11 protein-coding genes are annotated in these 18,255 nt (G+C 74.6%); 4 read left to right on the forward strand and 7 right to left on the reverse strand.

Features of this window, described 5'->3' with window-relative positions; translation table 11 throughout:
* Positions 1-86: 86 nt before the first annotated feature.
* Together WBQ80_RS16090 and WBQ80_RS16095 are read right to left on the reverse strand one after the other, a co-directional pair.
* A complete protein-coding gene (locus WBQ80_RS16090; RefSeq protein ID WP_336572229.1) occupies positions 87-1,892 on the reverse strand; it encodes an ABC transporter ATP-binding protein in 1,806 nt (601 codons plus the stop codon).
* Positions 1,889-3,793: an ABC transporter ATP-binding protein gene (locus WBQ80_RS16095; protein ID WP_442892703.1), complete on the reverse strand. Its 1,905-nt coding sequence runs from the start codon at positions 3,791-3,793 to the stop codon at positions 1,889-1,891. The genes WBQ80_RS16090 and WBQ80_RS16095 overlap by 4 nt, the downstream gene beginning before the upstream one ends.
* Positions 3,794-4,223: 430 nt before the next feature.
* On the opposite strand from WBQ80_RS16095, the gene WBQ80_RS16100 reads away from it, so the two are divergent.
* Genes WBQ80_RS16100 through WBQ80_RS16115 form a run of 4 tightly spaced genes read left to right on the forward strand, consistent with a single transcriptional unit; the run spans position 4,224 to position 11,726 of the window.
* Positions 4,224-7,277, forward strand: a complete 3,054-nt coding sequence (locus tag WBQ80_RS16100; protein ID WP_336572230.1) for a hypothetical protein — start codon at positions 4,224-4,226, stop codon at positions 7,275-7,277.
* Complete coding sequence (locus WBQ80_RS16105; protein WP_336572231.1) at positions 7,274-10,066, forward strand: ABC transporter permease; 2,793 nt, start codon at positions 7,274-7,276, stop codon at positions 10,064-10,066. The genes WBQ80_RS16100 and WBQ80_RS16105 overlap by 4 nt, the downstream gene beginning before the upstream one ends.
* A gap of 2 nt (positions 10,067-10,068) precedes the next feature.
* The gene (locus WBQ80_RS16110; RefSeq protein ID WP_336572232.1) at positions 10,069-11,031 is read left to right on the forward strand and encodes an ABC transporter ATP-binding protein; all 963 of its coding nucleotides are present in this window, start codon (positions 10,069-10,071) and stop codon (positions 11,029-11,031) included.
* Entirely contained in the window at positions 11,028-11,726 is a 699-nt protein-coding gene (locus WBQ80_RS16115; protein ID WP_336572233.1) for an ABC transporter ATP-binding protein, read from the forward strand. The genes WBQ80_RS16110 and WBQ80_RS16115 overlap by 4 nt, the downstream gene beginning before the upstream one ends.
* On the opposite strand, the gene ddaH is transcribed toward WBQ80_RS16115, so the two are convergent.
* The 5 genes from ddaH to WBQ80_RS16140 all read right to left on the reverse strand — a co-directional run bounded on the left by ddaH (position 11,698) and on the right by WBQ80_RS16140 (position 18,127).
* A complete protein-coding gene (ddaH, locus tag WBQ80_RS16120) occupies positions 11,698-12,957 on the reverse strand; it encodes a dimethylargininase (protein WP_336572234.1) in 1,260 nt (419 codons plus the stop codon). The genes WBQ80_RS16115 and ddaH overlap by 29 nt on opposite strands.
* 107 nt (positions 12,958-13,064) lie before the next feature.
* Entirely contained in the window at positions 13,065-14,162 is a 1,098-nt protein-coding gene (locus WBQ80_RS16125) for a Glu/Leu/Phe/Val dehydrogenase dimerization domain-containing protein (RefSeq protein WP_336572235.1), read from the reverse strand.
* Positions 14,163-14,270: 108 nt separating this feature from the next.
* Positions 14,271-15,905, reverse strand: a complete 1,635-nt coding sequence (gene purH / locus WBQ80_RS16130) for a bifunctional phosphoribosylaminoimidazolecarboxamide formyltransferase/IMP cyclohydrolase (RefSeq protein WP_336572236.1) — start codon at positions 15,903-15,905, stop codon at positions 14,271-14,273.
* Positions 15,902-16,492, reverse strand: a complete 591-nt coding sequence (purN, locus tag WBQ80_RS16135; protein ID WP_336572237.1) for a phosphoribosylglycinamide formyltransferase — start codon at positions 16,490-16,492, stop codon at positions 15,902-15,904. The genes purH and purN overlap by 4 nt, the downstream gene beginning before the upstream one ends.
* 72 nt (positions 16,493-16,564) lie before the next feature.
* The gene (locus WBQ80_RS16140) at positions 16,565-18,127 is read right to left on the reverse strand and encodes an APC family permease (RefSeq protein WP_336572238.1); all 1,563 of its coding nucleotides are present in this window, start codon (positions 18,125-18,127) and stop codon (positions 16,565-16,567) included.
* Between the last annotated feature and the right edge of the window lie 128 nt (positions 18,128-18,255).

The following is an 18,255-nucleotide window of genomic DNA, read 5'->3' on the forward strand; positions in this document are numbered from 1 at the left end:
CGGCCGGAGTCGGGTGGCGGCGCCGGTCCCGCCGCACGACGAGGGGGCGGATGCCGCGAGCAGGGCGCCCGCGGCATCCGCCGCCGTCACACGAGCGAGTCGCGCCAGGCCGCGTGCAGCGTGGCGAACCGCCCCGACCCCGCGATGAGCTCGGCGGGCGAGCCGTCCTCGACGATGCGACCGTGCTCCATGACGAGCACCCGGTCGGCGATCGCGACCGTCGAGAGGCGGTGCGCGATGATCACCGCCGTGCGGTCGGCGAGCAGCGTCTGCAGGCCCTCCTGCACCGCGCGTTCCGACGGGATGTCGAGCGACGACGTCGCCTCGTCGAGGATCAGCACCGCGGGGTCCGCGAGGAACGCCCGCGCGAACGAGATCAGCTGGCGCTGGCCGGCCGAGACGCGTCCGCCGCGCTTGTTCACGTCGGTGTCGTACCCGTTCGGCAGGCCCTCGATGAACTCGTGCGCGCCGACCGCCCTCGCGGCGGCGATGATCTCCTCGGGCGTGGCGTCCGGCTTGCCGAGCCGGATGTTGTCGGCCACCGACCCGGAGAACAGGTACGCCTCCTGCGTGACCATGACGATCGCGCGGCGCAGGTCCTTCGGATGCAGTCGGCGCAGGTCGACGCCGTCCAGCTCCACGACGCCGTCGCTCGGGTCGTAGAACCGCGCGATGAGCTTGGCGAGCGTCGACTTGCCGGCACCGGTCGACCCCACGAGCGCGACCGTCTGGCCCGCCGGCACGTCGAGGTCGAACCTGGGGAGCACCACCCGGTCGGGCGTGTACGCGAACTCGACGCCCTCGAAGCGCACGCGGCCGTCGGCCTTCCACAGGTCGACCGGGTCGCGCGGGTCCGGCACGCTGGGGTCCTCCTCGAGCACGCCCGAGATCTTCTCCAGCGCGGATGCCGCGGACTGGTAGCCGTTGTAGAACATCGCCATGTCCTCGAGCGGGTCGAAGAACCGGCGCGTGTACAGCAGCGCCGCGAGCAGCACGCCGATCTCGAGCTGGCCCTCGATCACCCGCAGCCCGCCGACGAGCAGCACGATCGCGACCGTGACGTTGCCGATCAGGATCAGGCCGGGGTCGTAGATGCCGAACAGCTGGATCACGCGCGCGTTGACGTCGCGGTAGTCCTCGACCAGCCGGCCGAACTCCTTCTGGTTGCGGCGCTCGGTGCGGAACGCCTGCACCGCACGGATGCCCGTCATGGTCTCGACGAACTGCACGATCAGGTTCGCCGACGCCGTGCGCGAACGGCGGAACAGGCGCTGCGACCGCTGCTGGAACCAGCGCGTGAGCAGGGCGAGCGGCAGGATCGACGCGGCCAGCACGATGCCCGACACCGGGTCGAGCAGCACGAGCGCCAAGCCCGTGAACCCCATGTAGAGCGTGCCGCGCACGAGCGCGTTCACGCCCTCGTCGAGGAGCTCGCGGATCGCGTCGAGGTCGCTCGTCTGCCGCGAGATGATCCGGCCCGACGTGTACGACTCGTGGAACTCGAGCGACAGCTTCTGCGTGTGCAGGAAGATGCGCGTGCGCAGGTCGATGAGCACCGCCTGGCTGATGCGCGCCGCGAGGCGGATGTACCAGGCGATGAGGAACGCGCCGACCACGCCCGTGAACAGGTACGCGAGACCGGCGAAGGCGACCGGCACCCACTCGCCCTCGACGAGCGCGGGCAGGCCCGTGTCGATGCCGTAGGCGATGAGCGCCGGGCCCGCGACCTGGGCGAGCGTCGAGACGAGCACGACGGCCATCGTGAGCCACAGCGTGCCGCGCACGGGATGCAGGAGCGAGCGCAGCAGCCGCAGCGAGCGCTGGCGGATCTGCTTCGATTCGGCCTTGGTGAAGTCGTGGCGCTCCTCGCCGGCGACACCGGTGACGGTCATCGGGCCACCTCCTCTCGTTCGATCGGTCCGCTCTCGGCGCCGTCGATGCGGTCGGTCGACTCCGCCTGCCGCCCGCGCTCCTCGTCCTCCAGGCTCGACACCACGAAGCGGTAGTGCTCGCTCGTCGCGAGCAGTTCGGAGTGCGTGCCGACCGCCGCGATGCGCCCGTCCTCGAGGAGGGCGACGCGGTCGGCGAGCATGACCGTCGACGGGCGGTGCGCGACGATCAGCGCCGTCGTCGTCGCGAGGACGCGCCGCAGCTCGGCCTCGACCTTCGCCTCGGTCGCCACGTCGAGCGCCGACAGCGGGTCGTCGAGGACCAGCACCGCAGGGTTCGCCGCGATCGCGCGGGCGAGTGCGAGGCGCTGCCGCTGGCCGCCCGAGAGGCTCATGCCCTCCTCGCCGACCTTCGTGTCGAGTCCGTCGGGGAGCCCGTGCGCGAAGCCGGCCTGCGCGATCCGCAGGGCCTCGTCGAGCACGCGCTCGGCCTCGGCCGCGACCTCGGGGTCGGATGCCGCCTCGCCCGTGAGCTCGGGCCGGCCGAGCAGCACGTTGTCGCGCACCGACGCCGAGAACAGCGTGGCGTCCTCGAACGCCATGGCGATGTGCCGGCGCAGCTCCTCGCGCGTGAGGGCGCGGACGTCGACGCCGTCGAGCTCGACCGAACCCGACGTGACGTCGTACAGCCGCGTCGCGAGCGCCGTCATCGTCGTCTTGCCGGACCCGGTGAGTCCCACGAGGGCCATGCTCTCGCCCGGTCGCACGACGAGGTCCACGCCGGCGAGCAGGTCGCCGAACCGGTCGGGCGAGTCCTGGTAGCGGAAGTGGACGTCGCGGAACGCGAGCTCGCCGCGCGGCCGCTCGATCGACACGGGCCGCTCGGGGTCCACGATCTCGTTGCGGCTGTCGAGGATGTCGAAGTAGCGGTCGGTCGCCGCGCGCGCGTCGAGCGTGAAGGCGAGCAGGAAGCCGATCGACTCGATCGGCCACGCGAGCACGCCCGCGGTCGCGAAGAACGCGACGAGCTCGCCCACGCTGAGCGCGCCCTGCGCGGCCAGCCACACGCCCAGCACGAGGCAGCCCGCGAGCGCGATGGCCGGGACCACGATGAGCCAGAACCAGATCGCCGCCTCGAGCCGGCCCTTCTCGAGCTCGGTCGACCGCAGGGTCTCGGCCTGCGCGCGGAAGGTCGTGAGGGCGTGCTTGCCGCGCCCGAACGCCTTCAGCACGCGGATGCCGTGCACCGACTCCTCGACCGCGGTCGCGAGGTCGCCCTGCTGGTCCTGGCTGCGACGCGAGACCTCCGAGTAGCGGCCCTCGAAGCGGTAGCCGACGACCCAGAGCGGCAGGGACGCGACGAGGAACGCGAGCCCCAGCATCCAGTTCATCGAGACGAGGATGCCGATGCCGACGAGGATCACGACGAGGTTGACCGTGAGCAGCACGAGCCCGAACGACATCCACCGGCGGATGAGGTTGAGGTCGCTCACGGCGCGCGAGAGCAGCTGCCCGCTCGGCCAGCGGTCGTGGAAGCTCACGGGGAGGTCCTGCAGCTTGGCGTAGAGCGTGTTGCGCATCGACGCCTCCACACGCGTGCCCGGCTTGAGGACGAACCAGCGCCGGAGCGCCACGAGGAGCGCCTCGACGACGCCCAGCCCGAGCACGAGCAGCGCGAGGGGCACGACGGATGCCGCGTCGCCGTCGGTGAGCGGACCGTCGACGATCGCCTGGAGCACCTGCGGGATCGACAGCGCGACGAGCTGGGCCGTCAGCGACGCCGCCATGCCCGCGAGGATCCACGGGATGGCGGGCCGGGCGTAGGCGCGGAGGCGGAGCAGCGCCCGCACGGTGCCGACGCGACGGTCATGGGGAGGGTGGAGCTGGGAATGCGTGGCGGTCACGCCGGATCCTTCCGGAAAGCGCGACGGGTCGCTCGTCGAGGACCTCGTCGATGGAGAAACGTGGTGGCGCGCTTCGAGGCGCGCGAACGGCGGGGAGTCGCCCCCGCGGGCAGGAGCCGGCGTCTCGCCGGCACGACGGACCCGGTCGGGACTACCCCGCCAGGGCCGTGGCGGACGTCGGAACGACAGGACCGAACGCCGCGACCGTGCGGGCGAGAGTGTCGGTGGTCTGCATGTCGTCCTCCTGCGTCGTTGTCACGAACCCACGGCCGCGCGGATGGTTCCCCGGACGGCCAGCCCTTCAGGCTATGGGGTGGCACGGGTGGCGCGCAAGAGCAGGTTCTCGGTTACGCTGTCCCGACCCGACACGCGCCGGACTCCGGTGACCCTGCTTCCCTCGCGCGTGGGGCCCGGACGATGAGGAGGTCGCGTGGCGACGACGCGCGTGCAGGTCGCGCGCTCGCGAGCCCGGTCGGGCGTGCTCGCGGGCCTGGCCGCGGTGACGCTGCTGCTGACGGCCCTGCTCGCCGTCGTCACGGGCATCCTGGTCACGGCACCGACGTCGGGTGCGCGCGACGCGATCGTCGCGGCCGACGGCGCCGACGGCGCTGCGCGCTGGCACACGCGGCTGGCCGACGACGCCGGGGCGCAGTCGGATGCGGCGGCCGGCGTGCTCGACCGCTTCGTCGCGCCGCACGCGGCCACCTGGACCAGGTCGGTGCAGAGCGCGCCGCTGCCCCGCCTCGACGCGGCCGACGACGCCACGCAGGCCGTGCTCCTCGCCGACCCCGCCGTCCCCGCCCGGGCCGAGCTCGTCGAGGGCGTCTGGTCCGACGACCCGGACGCAGCGGCGGGCGGCGGCGGGACGCAGCAGGATGCCGTGCCCGCGGCCGTGCACGTCGATGCCGCCGCGGCCGCCGGGCTCGAGGTCGGGTCGGTCATCGAGCTCGAGGGCATCCGCCTGGTCGTCGCGGGCACGTGGCGCCCGATCGACCCCGCCGCGTCCGAGTGGGCGGGCGACCCGTTGCTCGCCTCGGGCGTCGACGCCGACGCGTTCGGCCCCGTCCTCGTCGACGAGTCGGCGCTGACCGAGGTCGAGGGCGCCCTGTTCGTGCGGTGGACCGTGGTCGCCGACGCGTCCGCCGCCGACGCCGACACCCTCGCGGCGCTCCGTGCGGCCTTCCCCTTCGTCACCCCCGCGCTCTCGAACGAGCCCGCGGTCGGCACCGACGGCATCATCGAGAGCGGCCGGCTCGGCGAGACCCTCGACCGACTGCTCGCCGGCCTCGGCTCGGTGCGCGCACTGGTGCCGCTCCCGCTGCTGCTGCTCGGGGTCGCCGGCCTCGTGGCGCTCGTGCGCCTGGCCGCCCTGCTCGTCGCGGACCGACGGAGCGAGACCACCCTCCTGCTCGCACGCGGAGCCTCCCCAGGCACGCTGGCGAGGGATGCGGCGGTCGAGGCCATCGCCGTCGCGGTGCCCGCGGGGGTCGTCGGCGCGCTCGCCGGCGGCGTCGCGCTCGGCGCGGCCGCCCCGCTCGCAGCCACCCGCCCCCTCCTCCCCTGGCTCGCGGCTGCCGGCGTGGTCGGCGTCGTCGCGGTCGTGCTGACGGGGACCGCCTGGGCGGACGCCCGGCGACCGATCGTCCGAGGCTCGGGCGACGAGACCGGTCGCGCGCGGCGCGCCCTCGCCGTGGGCGGCGTCGTCCTCCTCGTCGCCCTGGCGGCCGTCGCCCTGTGGCAGTTCCGCCTCTACGGGTCCCCCTTCGTCCCGTCGGCGACCGGAACCGCGCAGGTCGACCCCCTCGCCTCCCTCGCCCCGGTGCTCGTGCTGCTGGCACTCGCCGTCGCCGCCGTCGCACTCGCGGGCGGCGCCGGCCGCCTCCTCGAGCGGTGGGGCGCGACCCTCCCGGGCCTCTCGCCGTCCCTGCCGGCGCGGCAGATCGCGCGCCGTACGCCGCTCTACGCGTCGGCGGTCCTCGTGCTGTCGTTCGCTGCGGGCGGCCTGGCGCTGACCGGCGCGGTCGACGGCTCGTGGCGCGAGTTCGACCGCTCGGCGGCCGCCGCCGAGATCGGCGGAGAGGTGCGCGTCTCGCTCCCCGGCCGTTCGGTGGTGACCGGCGACGATGCCGCCGCCACCGCGGGCACGGAGCTCTCCGCGGTCGACGGCGTCCGCGCCGCCGTCCCGGTGTTCCGGGGGGACGTCCGCGTCGGGTCGGACCCCGCCGACCTCGTCGCCCTGCCCGCCGACCGCCTCGACGCTGCGGCGCCCGGTGCCGGCACCCGGATGCCGTCCCGAATCGCGACCGCCCTCGCGTCGGCCCCGCGCGGGCCCGAGGTCGCGCCCGGCTCCGAGGTGGCCGTGACCGTCGAGGTCGCCCCGGCGGCATCCGGCACGCCCGCCGACGCCGGCGAACCGGCGCCCGAGGGGGCGCCTCGCGCGGCCATCGCCGTGTGGATGCTCGACGGGACCGGCATCGCCCACCGCGTCGACGCCGGCGCCGCCGACCCCGGCACTCCCGAGACGCTGACCTCGATCGCGCCGGACGCCGAGGACCTCACGCTGCTGGGCGTCGAGGCGAGGCTGACCGGCGGCTCGGGCGACCTCGTCGTGTCCGTCCGCGACGTCGCCGTCGGCGGCGATGCCACGGGCCTCTCGGGCGAACTCGCCGTGTCGTCCACCGCGCCCGCCGACCGGCTCGCGGCGGCCTCGGCGGAGGACGCCGTGCCCGTGGTCGTCGACGAGCGGATCGCCGCGCTCGCCGATGCCGAGCCGGGCGACCCGATCGAGTTCCGCATCCAGGAGGGCGGCGCCACGATCCGCGCCGAGGTGGCCGACGTCGTGCCCGTCGTCGCCGGCGGCGACCCGGCCATCCTCGCCGACCTCTCGGCGGTCGGCACGGCGGCCTTCGCCGGCGACGCCGGGGTTCCGCAGCACACCGAGTACTGGCTCGCCGCCGACGACCCCGCCGCCACGGCCGGTGCCCTCCTCGCCGACCGGAGCCTCGCGATCGACGTCGACACGCGCGCGGACGCCTCGAGCGCCGCGCTGGTCGAGCCCGCGCTCGCCGCGCTCTGGATCGGCGCCGCGGGCGCCGCCGGCTTCGCCCTGGTCGGCCTCGCGGGCCTCGCCGCGGCCCTCGGCAGCGCCCGGTCCGGCGAGGTCGCCGTACTGCGGGCGCTCGGCACGACATCGCGCGGACAGGGCTCCGCCCGGCGCACCGAGCTCGCCGGGGTCGCCCTGACCGCCACCGTGATCGGGATCGCGATCGGCGTGGCCGTCGGGCTCGCGACCGCGCCGGACCTCGGCCGCGCGGCCGTGCCGTCGGCAGCCGCAGGACTCACGGCGACGTACGCACCGACCTGGATCCCCCTCGTGATCGGCGTCGGCGCGCTCGTCGCCGGTGCGATCCTCGTGGCGATCACGGCGGCGAGGGCGGTCCGCGTGCGCGCCCTCACCGCGCGACCGGGAGACGAGGAACGATGACCGCCCGACGCTCCCGCACCTCCGCGCTCGGGCTCCTGCTCCGCCAGTGGGCCTCGGGCCCGCTCCCGTCGATCGCCGTCGCGCTGCTGGTCTGCGCCGCGGCCGCCTTCGCCGTCGCGGTCCCCCGGGCCGTCGCGGCCGTCCACACCGAGGCGCTTGCGGAGCGGCTCGCCGATCGTCCCGCCGTGGAGCTCGATCTCACCGCGAGCACACCGCTCGGCCCCGACATCGGCCCCTCCGCGGGCGGGACCACCCTGCCGGAGGACGTGGAGGCGGTCTGGGGCGGCCAGGAGGAGCGCCTCGGCGGCATCCGCGATGAGCTGCCCCTGCCGCTGCGAGCCGCGACCGGCGACCCGCTGATGGTCGCCGTGTCGGGACCCGTGCGCGCGAACGTGCCCGGCGCGAGCCCGGCCAACCCGGTCTACCGCATCCAGCCGGGCTTCGATCCGCGCCTCCGCGAGCACTTCCGCGTCGTCGACGGCGCGTGGCCGGCGCCCCTGGCCGGCCCGCTCGCCGAACCTCGCGATGAGCCGATGGAGATCGTGCTCGCGCAGCCGGTCGCGGACGACATGCGCTGGGCCGTCGGCGAGGTCCGGAACATCGACTACAGCGGCATCCCGGTCGGCGTCCGCCTCTCGGGAACGGTCGAGCCGGTGGATGCCCGCGCCGGCTTCTGGACGCACGTGCCCACGGGCCTGCGCGCCTCGGTCGTCGACAACGGCCTCGCCCCACCCGAGTACACCGCCGTCGGATGGCTCGACCCGGCGTCCTGGCCCGACTTCGCCCCGCTCGCGCTCGCCCTCCGGATGGACGCGTGGATCCCGATCGACGACGCCTCGGTCCGCGCGGCGGACGCCCCGCGCATCGCCGCCCAGCTCGGCGAGCTCGCGAGCACCGAGCAGGTGCTCGGCTCCGGCCGGGTCGTCGAGGTCACGCTTCCCGACGCCCCGCCCGGGACGTACGTCCCGTACCTCGCCGTGCAGACGGTCGGGAACGTCGGCTTCACCTCCGGGCTGCGCGATGAGCTCGACGCGGCGACGGCCGCGGCCGCATCCGTCGACACGGTGCTGGCCACCGTCGCCTCGGGCCCGCTCGGCGTCGCGATCGCCGTGCTCGTGCTGGCCGCGCAGGTCGTCTTCGAGCGCCGCCGACCGGGACTCGAGCTCGCGGCGGCCCGCGGCGGGTCGCCGGGCCAGCTGCGCGGGATCCTGCTGCTCGAGGGACTCGCCGTCGGCGTCCCCGCCGCCGCCGTCGGCCTCGCCGTCGGGGTCGCGGCGACGCCGGAGGCGGACTCGCTCGCCGGCTGGCCCCTCGCCCTGCTGCTCGCGGCCACGCCCGCGGCGGTGCTCGTCGCCCGCGCGCCGGCCCTGAGCCCGCTCCGCCGCGCCCGCGCCGACCTGGGGGCGTCCGGCACCGGGCGTGCACGGGTGGTGGTCGAGGCGCTCGTCGTCATCGTCGCCGTGGCCTCCGTGGTGCTGCTCCAGCAACGCGGCACGGCGGGGTCGGCGAGCGTGGGCGTCGATCCGCTGCTCGCCGCGGCGCCGCTCCTGCTGGCACTGGCGGCGTGCGTGGTCGTGCTCCGCCTCTACCCCCTGCCGCTCGCCGCGCTGGTCCGGCGGATGTCGCGGCGACCGGACCTCGTCCCGTTCCTCGGGTCGGCACGCGCGTTGCGCGATCCGAGCGCGGGCCTCGTCCCGGTGCTCGCCGTGGTCGTCGGCATGTCGGTCGCGGTGACGTCGGCGGTCGTGCTCTCGACGATCGACGCGGGCACCGACGCCGCCAGCGAGCGCCGCGCGGGCTCCGACGTCGTGGTGTCCGGCGTCCCGCTCACGCGAGCGCAGCTCGAGGAGATGGGCGCCGCCGACGGGGTCGACGCCATCGCGCCCGTCTACTCGGCGAGACCCGCGGTCCTCGAGGTCGACGGCAGGAACCGACCCGTCGTGCTCGTCGTCGTCGATCGCGCCGAGCTCGCGACGGTGCAGGAGGGCCGGTTCGACGCGCTGCCGCTCCCGGGTCCGCTCGCCGACGAACGCGAGCCGACGCCCGTGGTCGCGTCCGCGGAGGTCGCGGAGCTCGTCGCCGGAGGCGAGGACGTCGAACTCGAGGGTCGCGAGGTGGAGGTGCTCGCGACCACCGACTCGCAGAGCCCCTTCACCACGCGCCCCGCGTGGATGCTCATCGACCGGGTGAACGCGGCGCCGTTCGTGGACTCGCTCGTCCCGCGCGCCGTGCTCGTGCGCCTCGCCCCGGGCGCCGACGCCGACGCGGTCGGGGATCGGCTCGCCGGCATCGCGGGCGACGGTGCGACGGCGACGAGCGCGGAGCGCCTCAGCGACGAGGTCGGGTCGACCCCCGACGCGAGCGGGCTCCGGGCGGGCCTCGCCGCGGCGATCGCGATCGCGACATTCCTCACGGCCCTCGCGCTCGCGCTCGCGCTGCTCGTCGGGCAGGGGGCGCGCGCACGGCTGCTGCCGCTGCTCGCGACCCTCGGCCTCGGGCGCCGCGGCGAACGGGCCATCGTCGCGTGGGAGATCGGGCCGGTCACCGCGGTCGCGGTGGTCGCGGGCGTGCTCCTGGGCGCCACCGTCCCCATCGTCGTCCTCCAGGGGGTCGACCTGCGCGCGTTCACGGGCGGCGTGCAGGCGCCCGCGGTGGCCTACGACTGGGCGCTCATCGGGACGGTCGTCGCGGCATCCGTCATCGTGTCGGCGGTCGCCGCGGCGGTCGCCGCGCACATCGGCGGGCGCGTGAGCGCCGCACGCGCCATGCGCAAGGAGGAGGAAGGCTGACCATGACGCAGGCCATCGCGGAACCGCACATCCTGTGCTCGGACCTCGTGCGCATCTTCAGCGCCGACGGCGTCGAGGTGCAGGCGCTGCAGGGGCTCAACCTGCGCATCGACCCGGGCGAGCTCGTGGCCCTCATCGGGGCCTCCGGATCGGGCAAGTCCACGCTGCTCACCATCCTCTCGGGCCTCGACACCGCCACCGCCGGTGTCGCCCGCGTCGCCGGCCACGACCTGCTCGCGATGGGCGCGCGCGAGCGGGTCGGCTACCGCCGGTCCACGGTCGGGTTCGTCTGGCAGCAGACCTCGCGCAACCTGCTGCCGTACCTCACCGCGGCCGAGAACGTGGCCCTCGCCATGGCCGTCGCGGGCACCGTGCGGCGCGCCGATCGCAGCACGCGGGTCGCCGAGCTCCTCGACCTGCTGGGGGTGCCGGATGCCGCGGACCGCCGCCCCGCCGAGCTCTCGGGCGGCGAGCAGCAGCGGGTCGCGATCGCGGTCGCCCTCGCGAACGACCCGAAGGTGCTCCTGGCCGACGAGCCCACGGGCGAACTCGACGAGGCCACCTCCGCCTCGGTGCTCGAGGCGATGCGCTCGGTGAACGAACGGCTCGGCGTGACCATGCTCATCGTCACGCACGACCCGTCGGTGTCGGAGCACGTCCGGCGCACGGTGCAGATCCGCGACGGACGCACCTCGACCGAGGTGCTGCGCTCGACGCGCCTCGACGAGCACGGCGCCGAGCAGGCGATCGCGGAGGAGTTCGCGGTGCTCGACCGGGTCGGTCGCCTGCAGCTCCCGCACGAGTTCGTCACCGGCCTGGGGCTGCGCGACCGCGTCCGTCTCTCGCTCGAGCCCGACCACGTGCAGGTGCGACCGGGACACGACGCCGCGGTCCCGCCCGGCGACGGCCCGACCGCGCCATCCGCCCCCGCATCGGACGGCGGCGACCTCGAGGAGGCACGATGACCACGCTCCGCGCCCAGTCCGTGAGCCGGGTGTACGACGGACGCGCCGGCGCCGTCACCGCCGTCGACGAGGTGTCGCTCGAGGTGGGTCCCGGCGAGCTCGTCGTCGTGACCGGGCGCTCGGGGGCCGGGAAGACCACCCTGCTCAACCTGCTCGGCGGCCTGGACCGCCCGACGGCGGGCCGCGTGCTGCTCGGCGACGACGACCTCTCGGGTCTCGACGACGACGCGCTCGCGGCGGTCCGACGCGACCGGGTCGGCTACGTGTTCCAGTCGTTCGGGCTCATCCCGGTGCTCTCCGCCGCCGAGAACGTGGAGGTGCCGCTCCGCCTCCAGCGCGTGCCCGCGGCGGAGCGCGACGCGCGCGTCGCGGAGGCGCTCGAGCTCGTGGGGCTCGCCGGGCACGCGGCGCAGCGTCCCTACGAGCTCTCGGGCGGCCAGCAGCAGCGCGTCGGCATCGCCCGCGCGCTCGCGGCCCGCCCCTCGGTGCTGCTCGCGGACGAGCCGACCGGCCAGCTCGACAGCGGCACGGCCGCCACGGTGATGGGGCTCATCACCGAGCTCGTGCATTCCCGGGGCGTCGGCGCCGTGGTCACCACGCACGACCCGAACCTCGTGCAGCGCGCCGACCGGGTGGTCGAGCTGCACGACGGCCGGGTGACCCGGGTCAGCGCACCCGCACCGACAGGCAGGTGACGCAGCCCTCGAGCTTCTCGAACTCGCCGATGTCGACCGTCACGACGCGGTAGCCGAGCCCCGACAGCAGCTCGGCGGTGCGCGGGGCCGACGCCGACATGAGCAGCGTCTCGTCGGAGAGGATGACGACCGCGACGCCCTCGGGCTCCGGCACCGCCAGGAACCTCGGGAACAGCGAGGTCGTCTCGAGCAGGTCGGGATGCCCGATGACGGTGCCGTCCGGCAGTGCGGTGGCGGCGCTCTTCAGGTGCAGTGCCTTCGTCATCGGCACGGCGACGACGGTGTAGCCGCGCGGGACGAGGAGGCCGCGGAGCTGGCGGATGCCCTCGGCGTTGGTGCGCGACGAGGCGCCGACGTAGACGGTGCCGCCGACCTTCAGCACGTCGCCGCCGTCGAGCGTGCCGGGCGCGGTGATGCGCGCGACCGAGACGCCCGGGATGGCGCGGACGGCGCGCTCGACGGCCTCGACCTCGGGCTTGCGCGAGTCGGCGCCGGGATTGGCGAGTACGGCGAGGTCGCCGAAGAACACCACGGCGTCCTCGATGAAGACCGAGTCCGGCAGGTCGGGCGCGGCGTCCACCTCGACGGTCTCCCACCCTTCGGCGACGAGCGCGGCGCAGTAGTCGTCCCACTGCTCGTCGGCACGCGCGGTGTCGACCGTCCGACGCTCGAGGTGCGTGAGCTCGCCCTCGGCGAGATTCGACGCGGGGATGCGGACGAGCGCGACGCGCCGCTGCGGGCGCCGGGGACGGTGCTGCAGCACCGCCCGCTCCACGCGCGGGGCGAGGAACGTCTCGGCGAGCACCGCCGCGACGATGAACACGAGGTTGATGCCCGCGAGCGAGCCCAGCACGACGGAGAACACCTGACCCGTCACCTCGATCCCTCGCGCGAGCACGTTGGTGCTCGCCGCGAGCAGCCCGGCGAGCACCGCCGACGTGAGACCCGCGAGCGCCGCGAGGAACCAGGCGCGCAGCGCGCCCGCGGCGTTCGCGACGCAGAGGAGCGCCCACAGCGCGAGGGCGGCGAGCGCGAAGTAGCCGAACGCCTGGCCGAAGACCGCGGGATTCTGCCCCTGGGCGAGGGACGTCGCGAGCACGCCCGCCGTGAACGCGACCAGGGCCACGGCCGCCGCCGACGCGATCGCCGCGATGCTCCGGCGAGCCACGGACGCCTGCGCCGGGGATCGATCGGGGACGGCGGGCAGGCGGATCGCGGCGGGCGTCGTCATGGCGCCAGCCTATCGGGGGCGACGCGGCCTCCCGCGCCGGGGCGTCGTCGTCGCGACGGCGCCCCGGCGCCCGGCCGGCCCTCGCCGGGCGGTGCCGGACGAGGCGATCAGCGCGCCGCGGCCAGGCGCGCCTCGGCGATGCGCTCCGCCGCGTCGAGCGTCGTGATGCCCGCGGCGTCGGCGTCGCGCAGCACGGCCGCGACCACGTCCCCGATCCCCGCGATGCGCTGGTCGAGCTCCTCCGGGGCGATGCCGGGGGTCGCGGCGAGGTCGAGGTAGACGACGCCGCCGGCGTTCACCACGAAGTCGGGCGCCCAGGCGATCCCGCGCGCGCGGAGCATGCGAGCGACGTCGCGCTCGGCGAGCTGGTTGTTCGCGGCGCCGACGACCGCGCGGACCCGCAGCTCCTCGACGACCTGCGGCGTCAGTACGCCGCCCAGTCCGCACGGCACGAAGACGTCGGCCTCGACGCGGTGCGCGTCGGCCGGAGCCACCCAGGCGGCGCCGAGCTCGTCGGCGAGCGCGCGCTTGGAGTCCGCCACGTCGGTCACGGTGAGCCGTGCGCCTCCAGCCGCGAGCGCGCGGGCGAGGCGCCCGCCGACCTGGCCGAGTCCGGCGACGACGAAGTGGCGCCCAGCGACCTCCCGCGAGCCGAAGACGTGGTCGAGCGTGGCGAGGATTCCGGCGTGGACGCCGGCCGCCGTGGCATCCGCGGGCTCGCCCACGCCGCCCTGCTCGGCGGGGAGGCCGCACACGTGCTCGGTCCGCTCGTGCACGACGGACATGAGCTCGGCGCTCGTGCCGACGTCCTCCGCGGTCATGTACGCCCCGCCGAGCGACTCGACGGCGTCGCCGAGGTCGAGCATGGCGTCGTGGCGGCGCGCCTCGTCGAGCGTCTCGCCGGAGGGGATGCACACGACCGACTTGCCGCCGCCCCGGGCGAGGCCGGCCGCGGCGTTCTTCAGCGTCATCGCCTGCGAGAGCCGCAAGGCGTCGGCGAGCGCGTCGGTCCAGTGCTCGTAGTGCCAGACGCGGGCGCCGCCGAGTGCCTGGCCGAGTGCGGTCGAGTGCACCGCGACGATGATGGTGAGGCCCGAGCGAGGACCGCGCGTGATGAGTACGCGCTCGTGGTCCGGTGCGTCGAGGGGAAGGGCGGCGTGGACCCCGGCGTCGGGTGAGGGGACCGGGGCGTGGGTGATCGTCATCGATCGTTCTCCTTGTTCATCGCCTTGTGGGCGCGGCTGTGCAGGCGCTTCGTGGGCGCCCTCACGTCAAGGGTACTCCGCCGCGGAGGCCGCGGGAGGGGGATGGACTCAGTGGAAGAAGTGGCGCTCGCCCGTGAAGTACATCGTCACGCCGGCCGCCCTCGCCGCGGCGGCGACCTCCTCGTCGCGCACCGAACCGCCGGGCTGCACGACGGCCTTCACGCCCGCGTCGAGCAGGATCTGCAGGCCGTCGGCGAACGGGAAGAACGCGTCGGATGCCGCGACCGACCCGGCCGCACGGTCGCCGGCGCGGTCGACCGCGAGGCGGCACGAGTCGACGCGGTTGACCTGGCCCATGCCGATGCCGACCGAGGCGCCGCCCGAGGCGAGCAGGATCGCGTTGGACTTCACGGCGCGGCACGCGCGCCAGGCGAAGGCGAGGTCGGCGAGCGTGGCCTCGTCGGCGGCGTCGCCCGCGACGAGGGTCCAGCCGGCGGCATCCGCGAACGACCGGTCGGCCTGCTGCAGGAGCAGCCCGCCGGACACCTGGCGGATCTCGACGGCGGGCGGCTCGAAGCCCTCGGGCAGTTCGAGCAGGCGGAGGTTCTTCTTCTGCGTGAGCACCTCGACGGCCTCGGGCTCGAAGCCCGGCGCGACGAGCACCTCGGTGAAGATGCCCGAGACGGTCTCGGCCATCTCGCGCGTCACGGTGCGGTTCGCGGCGATGACGCCGCCGAACGCCGAGACGGGGTCGCACTCGTGCGCGCGGCGGTGCGCGTCGGCGATGGGGTCGGCGGCGCCGGCGCCGTCCTGAGCCTGTCGATGGGGTGCCGCGACGGCGATGCCGCACGGGTTGGCGTGCTTGATGATCGCGACGGCGGGTGCCTCGAAGTCGTACGCGGCCCGCACCGCGGCATCCGCGTCGACGTAGTTGTTGTACGACATCTCCTTGCCGTGCAGCTGCGCGGCCTGCGCGATGCCCGGGCGGCCGCCCACCGCGGAGTAGCGCGCGGCCTTCTGGTGCGCGTTCTCGCCGTAGCGGAGATCGGCGTCCTTGGTCCAGGCGGCACCGACCCAGGCGGGGAACGGCGACTCCTCGACCGCCTGGTCGGGTGCGACGACGCTGCCGATCCACGAGGCGACCGCGATGTCGTAGGTCGCCGTGTGACGGAAGGCCTCGCGGGCGAGGTCGCGGCGCTGCACCAGCGTCGTGCCGCCCGCGCGGACGGCGGACACGATCTCGTCGTAGCGGTCGGGCGAGACGACCACGGCGACGTTCGCGTGGTTCTTCGCCGAGGCGCGCACCATCGCCGGACCGCCGATGTCGATCTGCTCGACCACGGCGTCGGGCTCGGCGCCCGAGGCGACGGTCTCGACGAACGGGTAGAGGTTGACGACGACGAGCTCGAACGGCGTGATCGCGAGGCCTGCGAGCTCCCGCTCGTGGTGCTCCAGGCGCAGGTCGGCGAGCAGGCCGGAGTGCACGCCCGGGTGCAGGGTGCGGACGCGCCCGTCGAGGTGCTCGGGAAAGCCCGTGACGTCGGCCACCTGCGTGACCGGCAGGCCGGCGCCGGCGATGGCCTTCGACGTGCCGCCGGTCGAGACGATCTCGACCCCCGCCTCGACGAGCGCGGTCGCGAGATCGACGAGGCCGGTCTTGTCGCTCACGGCGATGAGTGCGCGGCGCACCGGCACGACGTCGCGATCGCGGTAGAGGCTCGGGTCGATGCTGGCTCCGCTCATCGGGCGAGCTCCTTCAGGTCGAGGTGCGAGTTGGCGATGTCGAGCACGGCCTGGATCAGCAGGCGGCGCTCGACGGGCTTGATGCGGTCGTGGAGGCTGGTCGCGGTGTCGCCGGGCAGCACGGGGACGCGCTCCTGCGCGATGATCGGGCCGCCGTCCACGGAGTTGTCGACGACGATGAGGCTCGCGCCGGTCTCGGTGACGCCCGCGGCGAGCGCGTCGCGCACCCCGTGCGCACCCGGGAACTCGGGCAGGTACGCAGGGTGCGTGTTGATCAGGTGGGGGCTGAACGCGTCGACCACGGCGGGCGGCACGAGTCGCATCAGACCCGAGAGGATGACGAGGTCGGGCTGCCAGCTCCGCACCTGCTCGATGAGGGCCTCGCCCCATTCGTCGCGCGAGCCGTAGGCGGTGTAGGGGACGGTGAAGGCCGGGATGCCGAACTCCTCGCCCAGCCCGAGGCCCTCGCAGTCGCGGTCGGCGCCGATGGCGACGACGCGGGCGGGGAACTCGGCGTCCTCCGACGCCTCGAGCAGGGCGCGGAGGTTCGATCCCGTGCCCGAGATCAGCACGACGAGCTTCAGCACCCTACGAGGGTACCGGTCGCGCAGGTGAGCGGATGACCCGGCGCCATCCGCTCACCTGCGTGCCTCGTCGCGCTACCGCCCCCCGTCGACCGAGCTCACGAGCGGGAGCTCGTCCTCCGGGACCAGGACGTCGGTGCCCTCGTTGAGCGCCTCGCCGCGGAAGAACGGCGCCGACGCCGGGAACGCCGCCCAGGCGAGCATGAGCACGACGCCCAGCGCGAGCGAGCCGACGCCCACGACGAACACCCCGCCGACGCCGAACAGCACCGTGTACCCGTACTCGGGGTCGAGCATGTCGACCACCGAGAACCCGAACGCGGCGGCGAGCAGCGCGGCGCCGACGAACGGCAGGATGCCGCGGAACCACCGGTTGCGCGCGCTCTCGCGCAGGGTGCGACGGAAGTACCAGACGCACGCGAACCCGGTGATCGCGTAGTAGAACGCGATCGCGAGGCCGAGCGAGAGGATGGTGTCCTGCATGAGGTTGTCGCTGATGAGCGACATGCCGACGAAGAACAGGATCGCGACAGCGCCCATGAGCAGCGTCGAGAAGGCCGGCGTCCGGAACCGGGGGTGCACGCCGGCGAACCGCTCGGGGAGCGCCCGGTACACCGCCATGGCGAGCGTGCCGCGAGCGGTGGGCAGGATCGTCGTCTGGGTGGACGAGACCGCGGAGATCATGACGGCGACCACGAGCAGCCACGACCACGGACCGAAGACGGCGTCCTTGAGCGCGAAGAACACGTCGTCGGAGTTGGCCTCGTTCGCGAGGCCGAAGCCCTCGTCGCCGAGCCCCGCGTAGGCCATCGCGGCGACGGTGACGCCGACGTACGTCACAAGCAGGATGACGGTCGTGAGCACGGCGGCCCGGCCCGGCGTGCGCGTCGGGTCCTTCGTCTCCTCGTTGAGCGCGAGGCACGTGTCCCAGCCCCAGTAGATGAAGAGGGCCAGCAGGATCGCCTCGACGAAGGCCGAGAAGTCGGTGAACCCGAACGGGTTGAACCACTCGAGCGTCGGCAGGGTCGCGCCCTCCGGTGCCGTGCCGGTGGCGAACTGGATCGCGACGAGCACGACGAACGCGATGAGCGCGAGGTACTGGATCGCGAGCAGCACCTGCTGCAGGCGCTCGCCGATCTCGAGTCCTCGCCATGACACCCAGGTCATGAGCGCGATGAACACGACGCCGGTCGCGGTGACGACGAACGGGTCCTCGGCGAGGGACTCGTCGATGAGCAGCCAGAAGTAGATGCCGCCGATCTGCGCGAGGTTCGCGAGGACCACGACGCCCGCGACGGCGACGCCCCATCCGCCCATCCAGCCGACCCAGGGGCCGAACGCCTTGGTGGCCCAGGTGAAGGTCGTCCCGCAGTCGGGAACCTCGCGGTTGAGCTCGCGGTACGCGAACGCGATGAGCAGCATGGGCGCGAAGGCGAGGATGAACGCGATCGGAGCCTGCGCGCCGACGGCCAGCACGACCCAGCCGAGCGTGGCGGCGAGCGAGTAGACGGGCGCGGTGGAGGCCAGCCCGATGACGGTGGATCCCCACAGACCGAGGGTGCCGGCCGCGAGGCCCTTCCCGTCGTGTCGGTCGTCTGCGGGGCGGGCGGGCCTCGGCGGGCCTGCGGTCTCGGGCATGGGACTCCTCGTCGAGCGATGCGTCGGTGGCGGGCGCACCCTAGCGGGCCCTCGACGGGCCGCCGGGTCGCGTGTTGTCCGGCAGGCTAACACGACTGTTGTCCGGTCGTGCAACACAGTGCCGGATG

The organism is Agromyces sp. CCNWLW213, from assembly GCF_037199545.1.
Lineage (GTDB): Bacteria > Actinomycetota > Actinomycetes > Actinomycetales > Microbacteriaceae > Agromyces.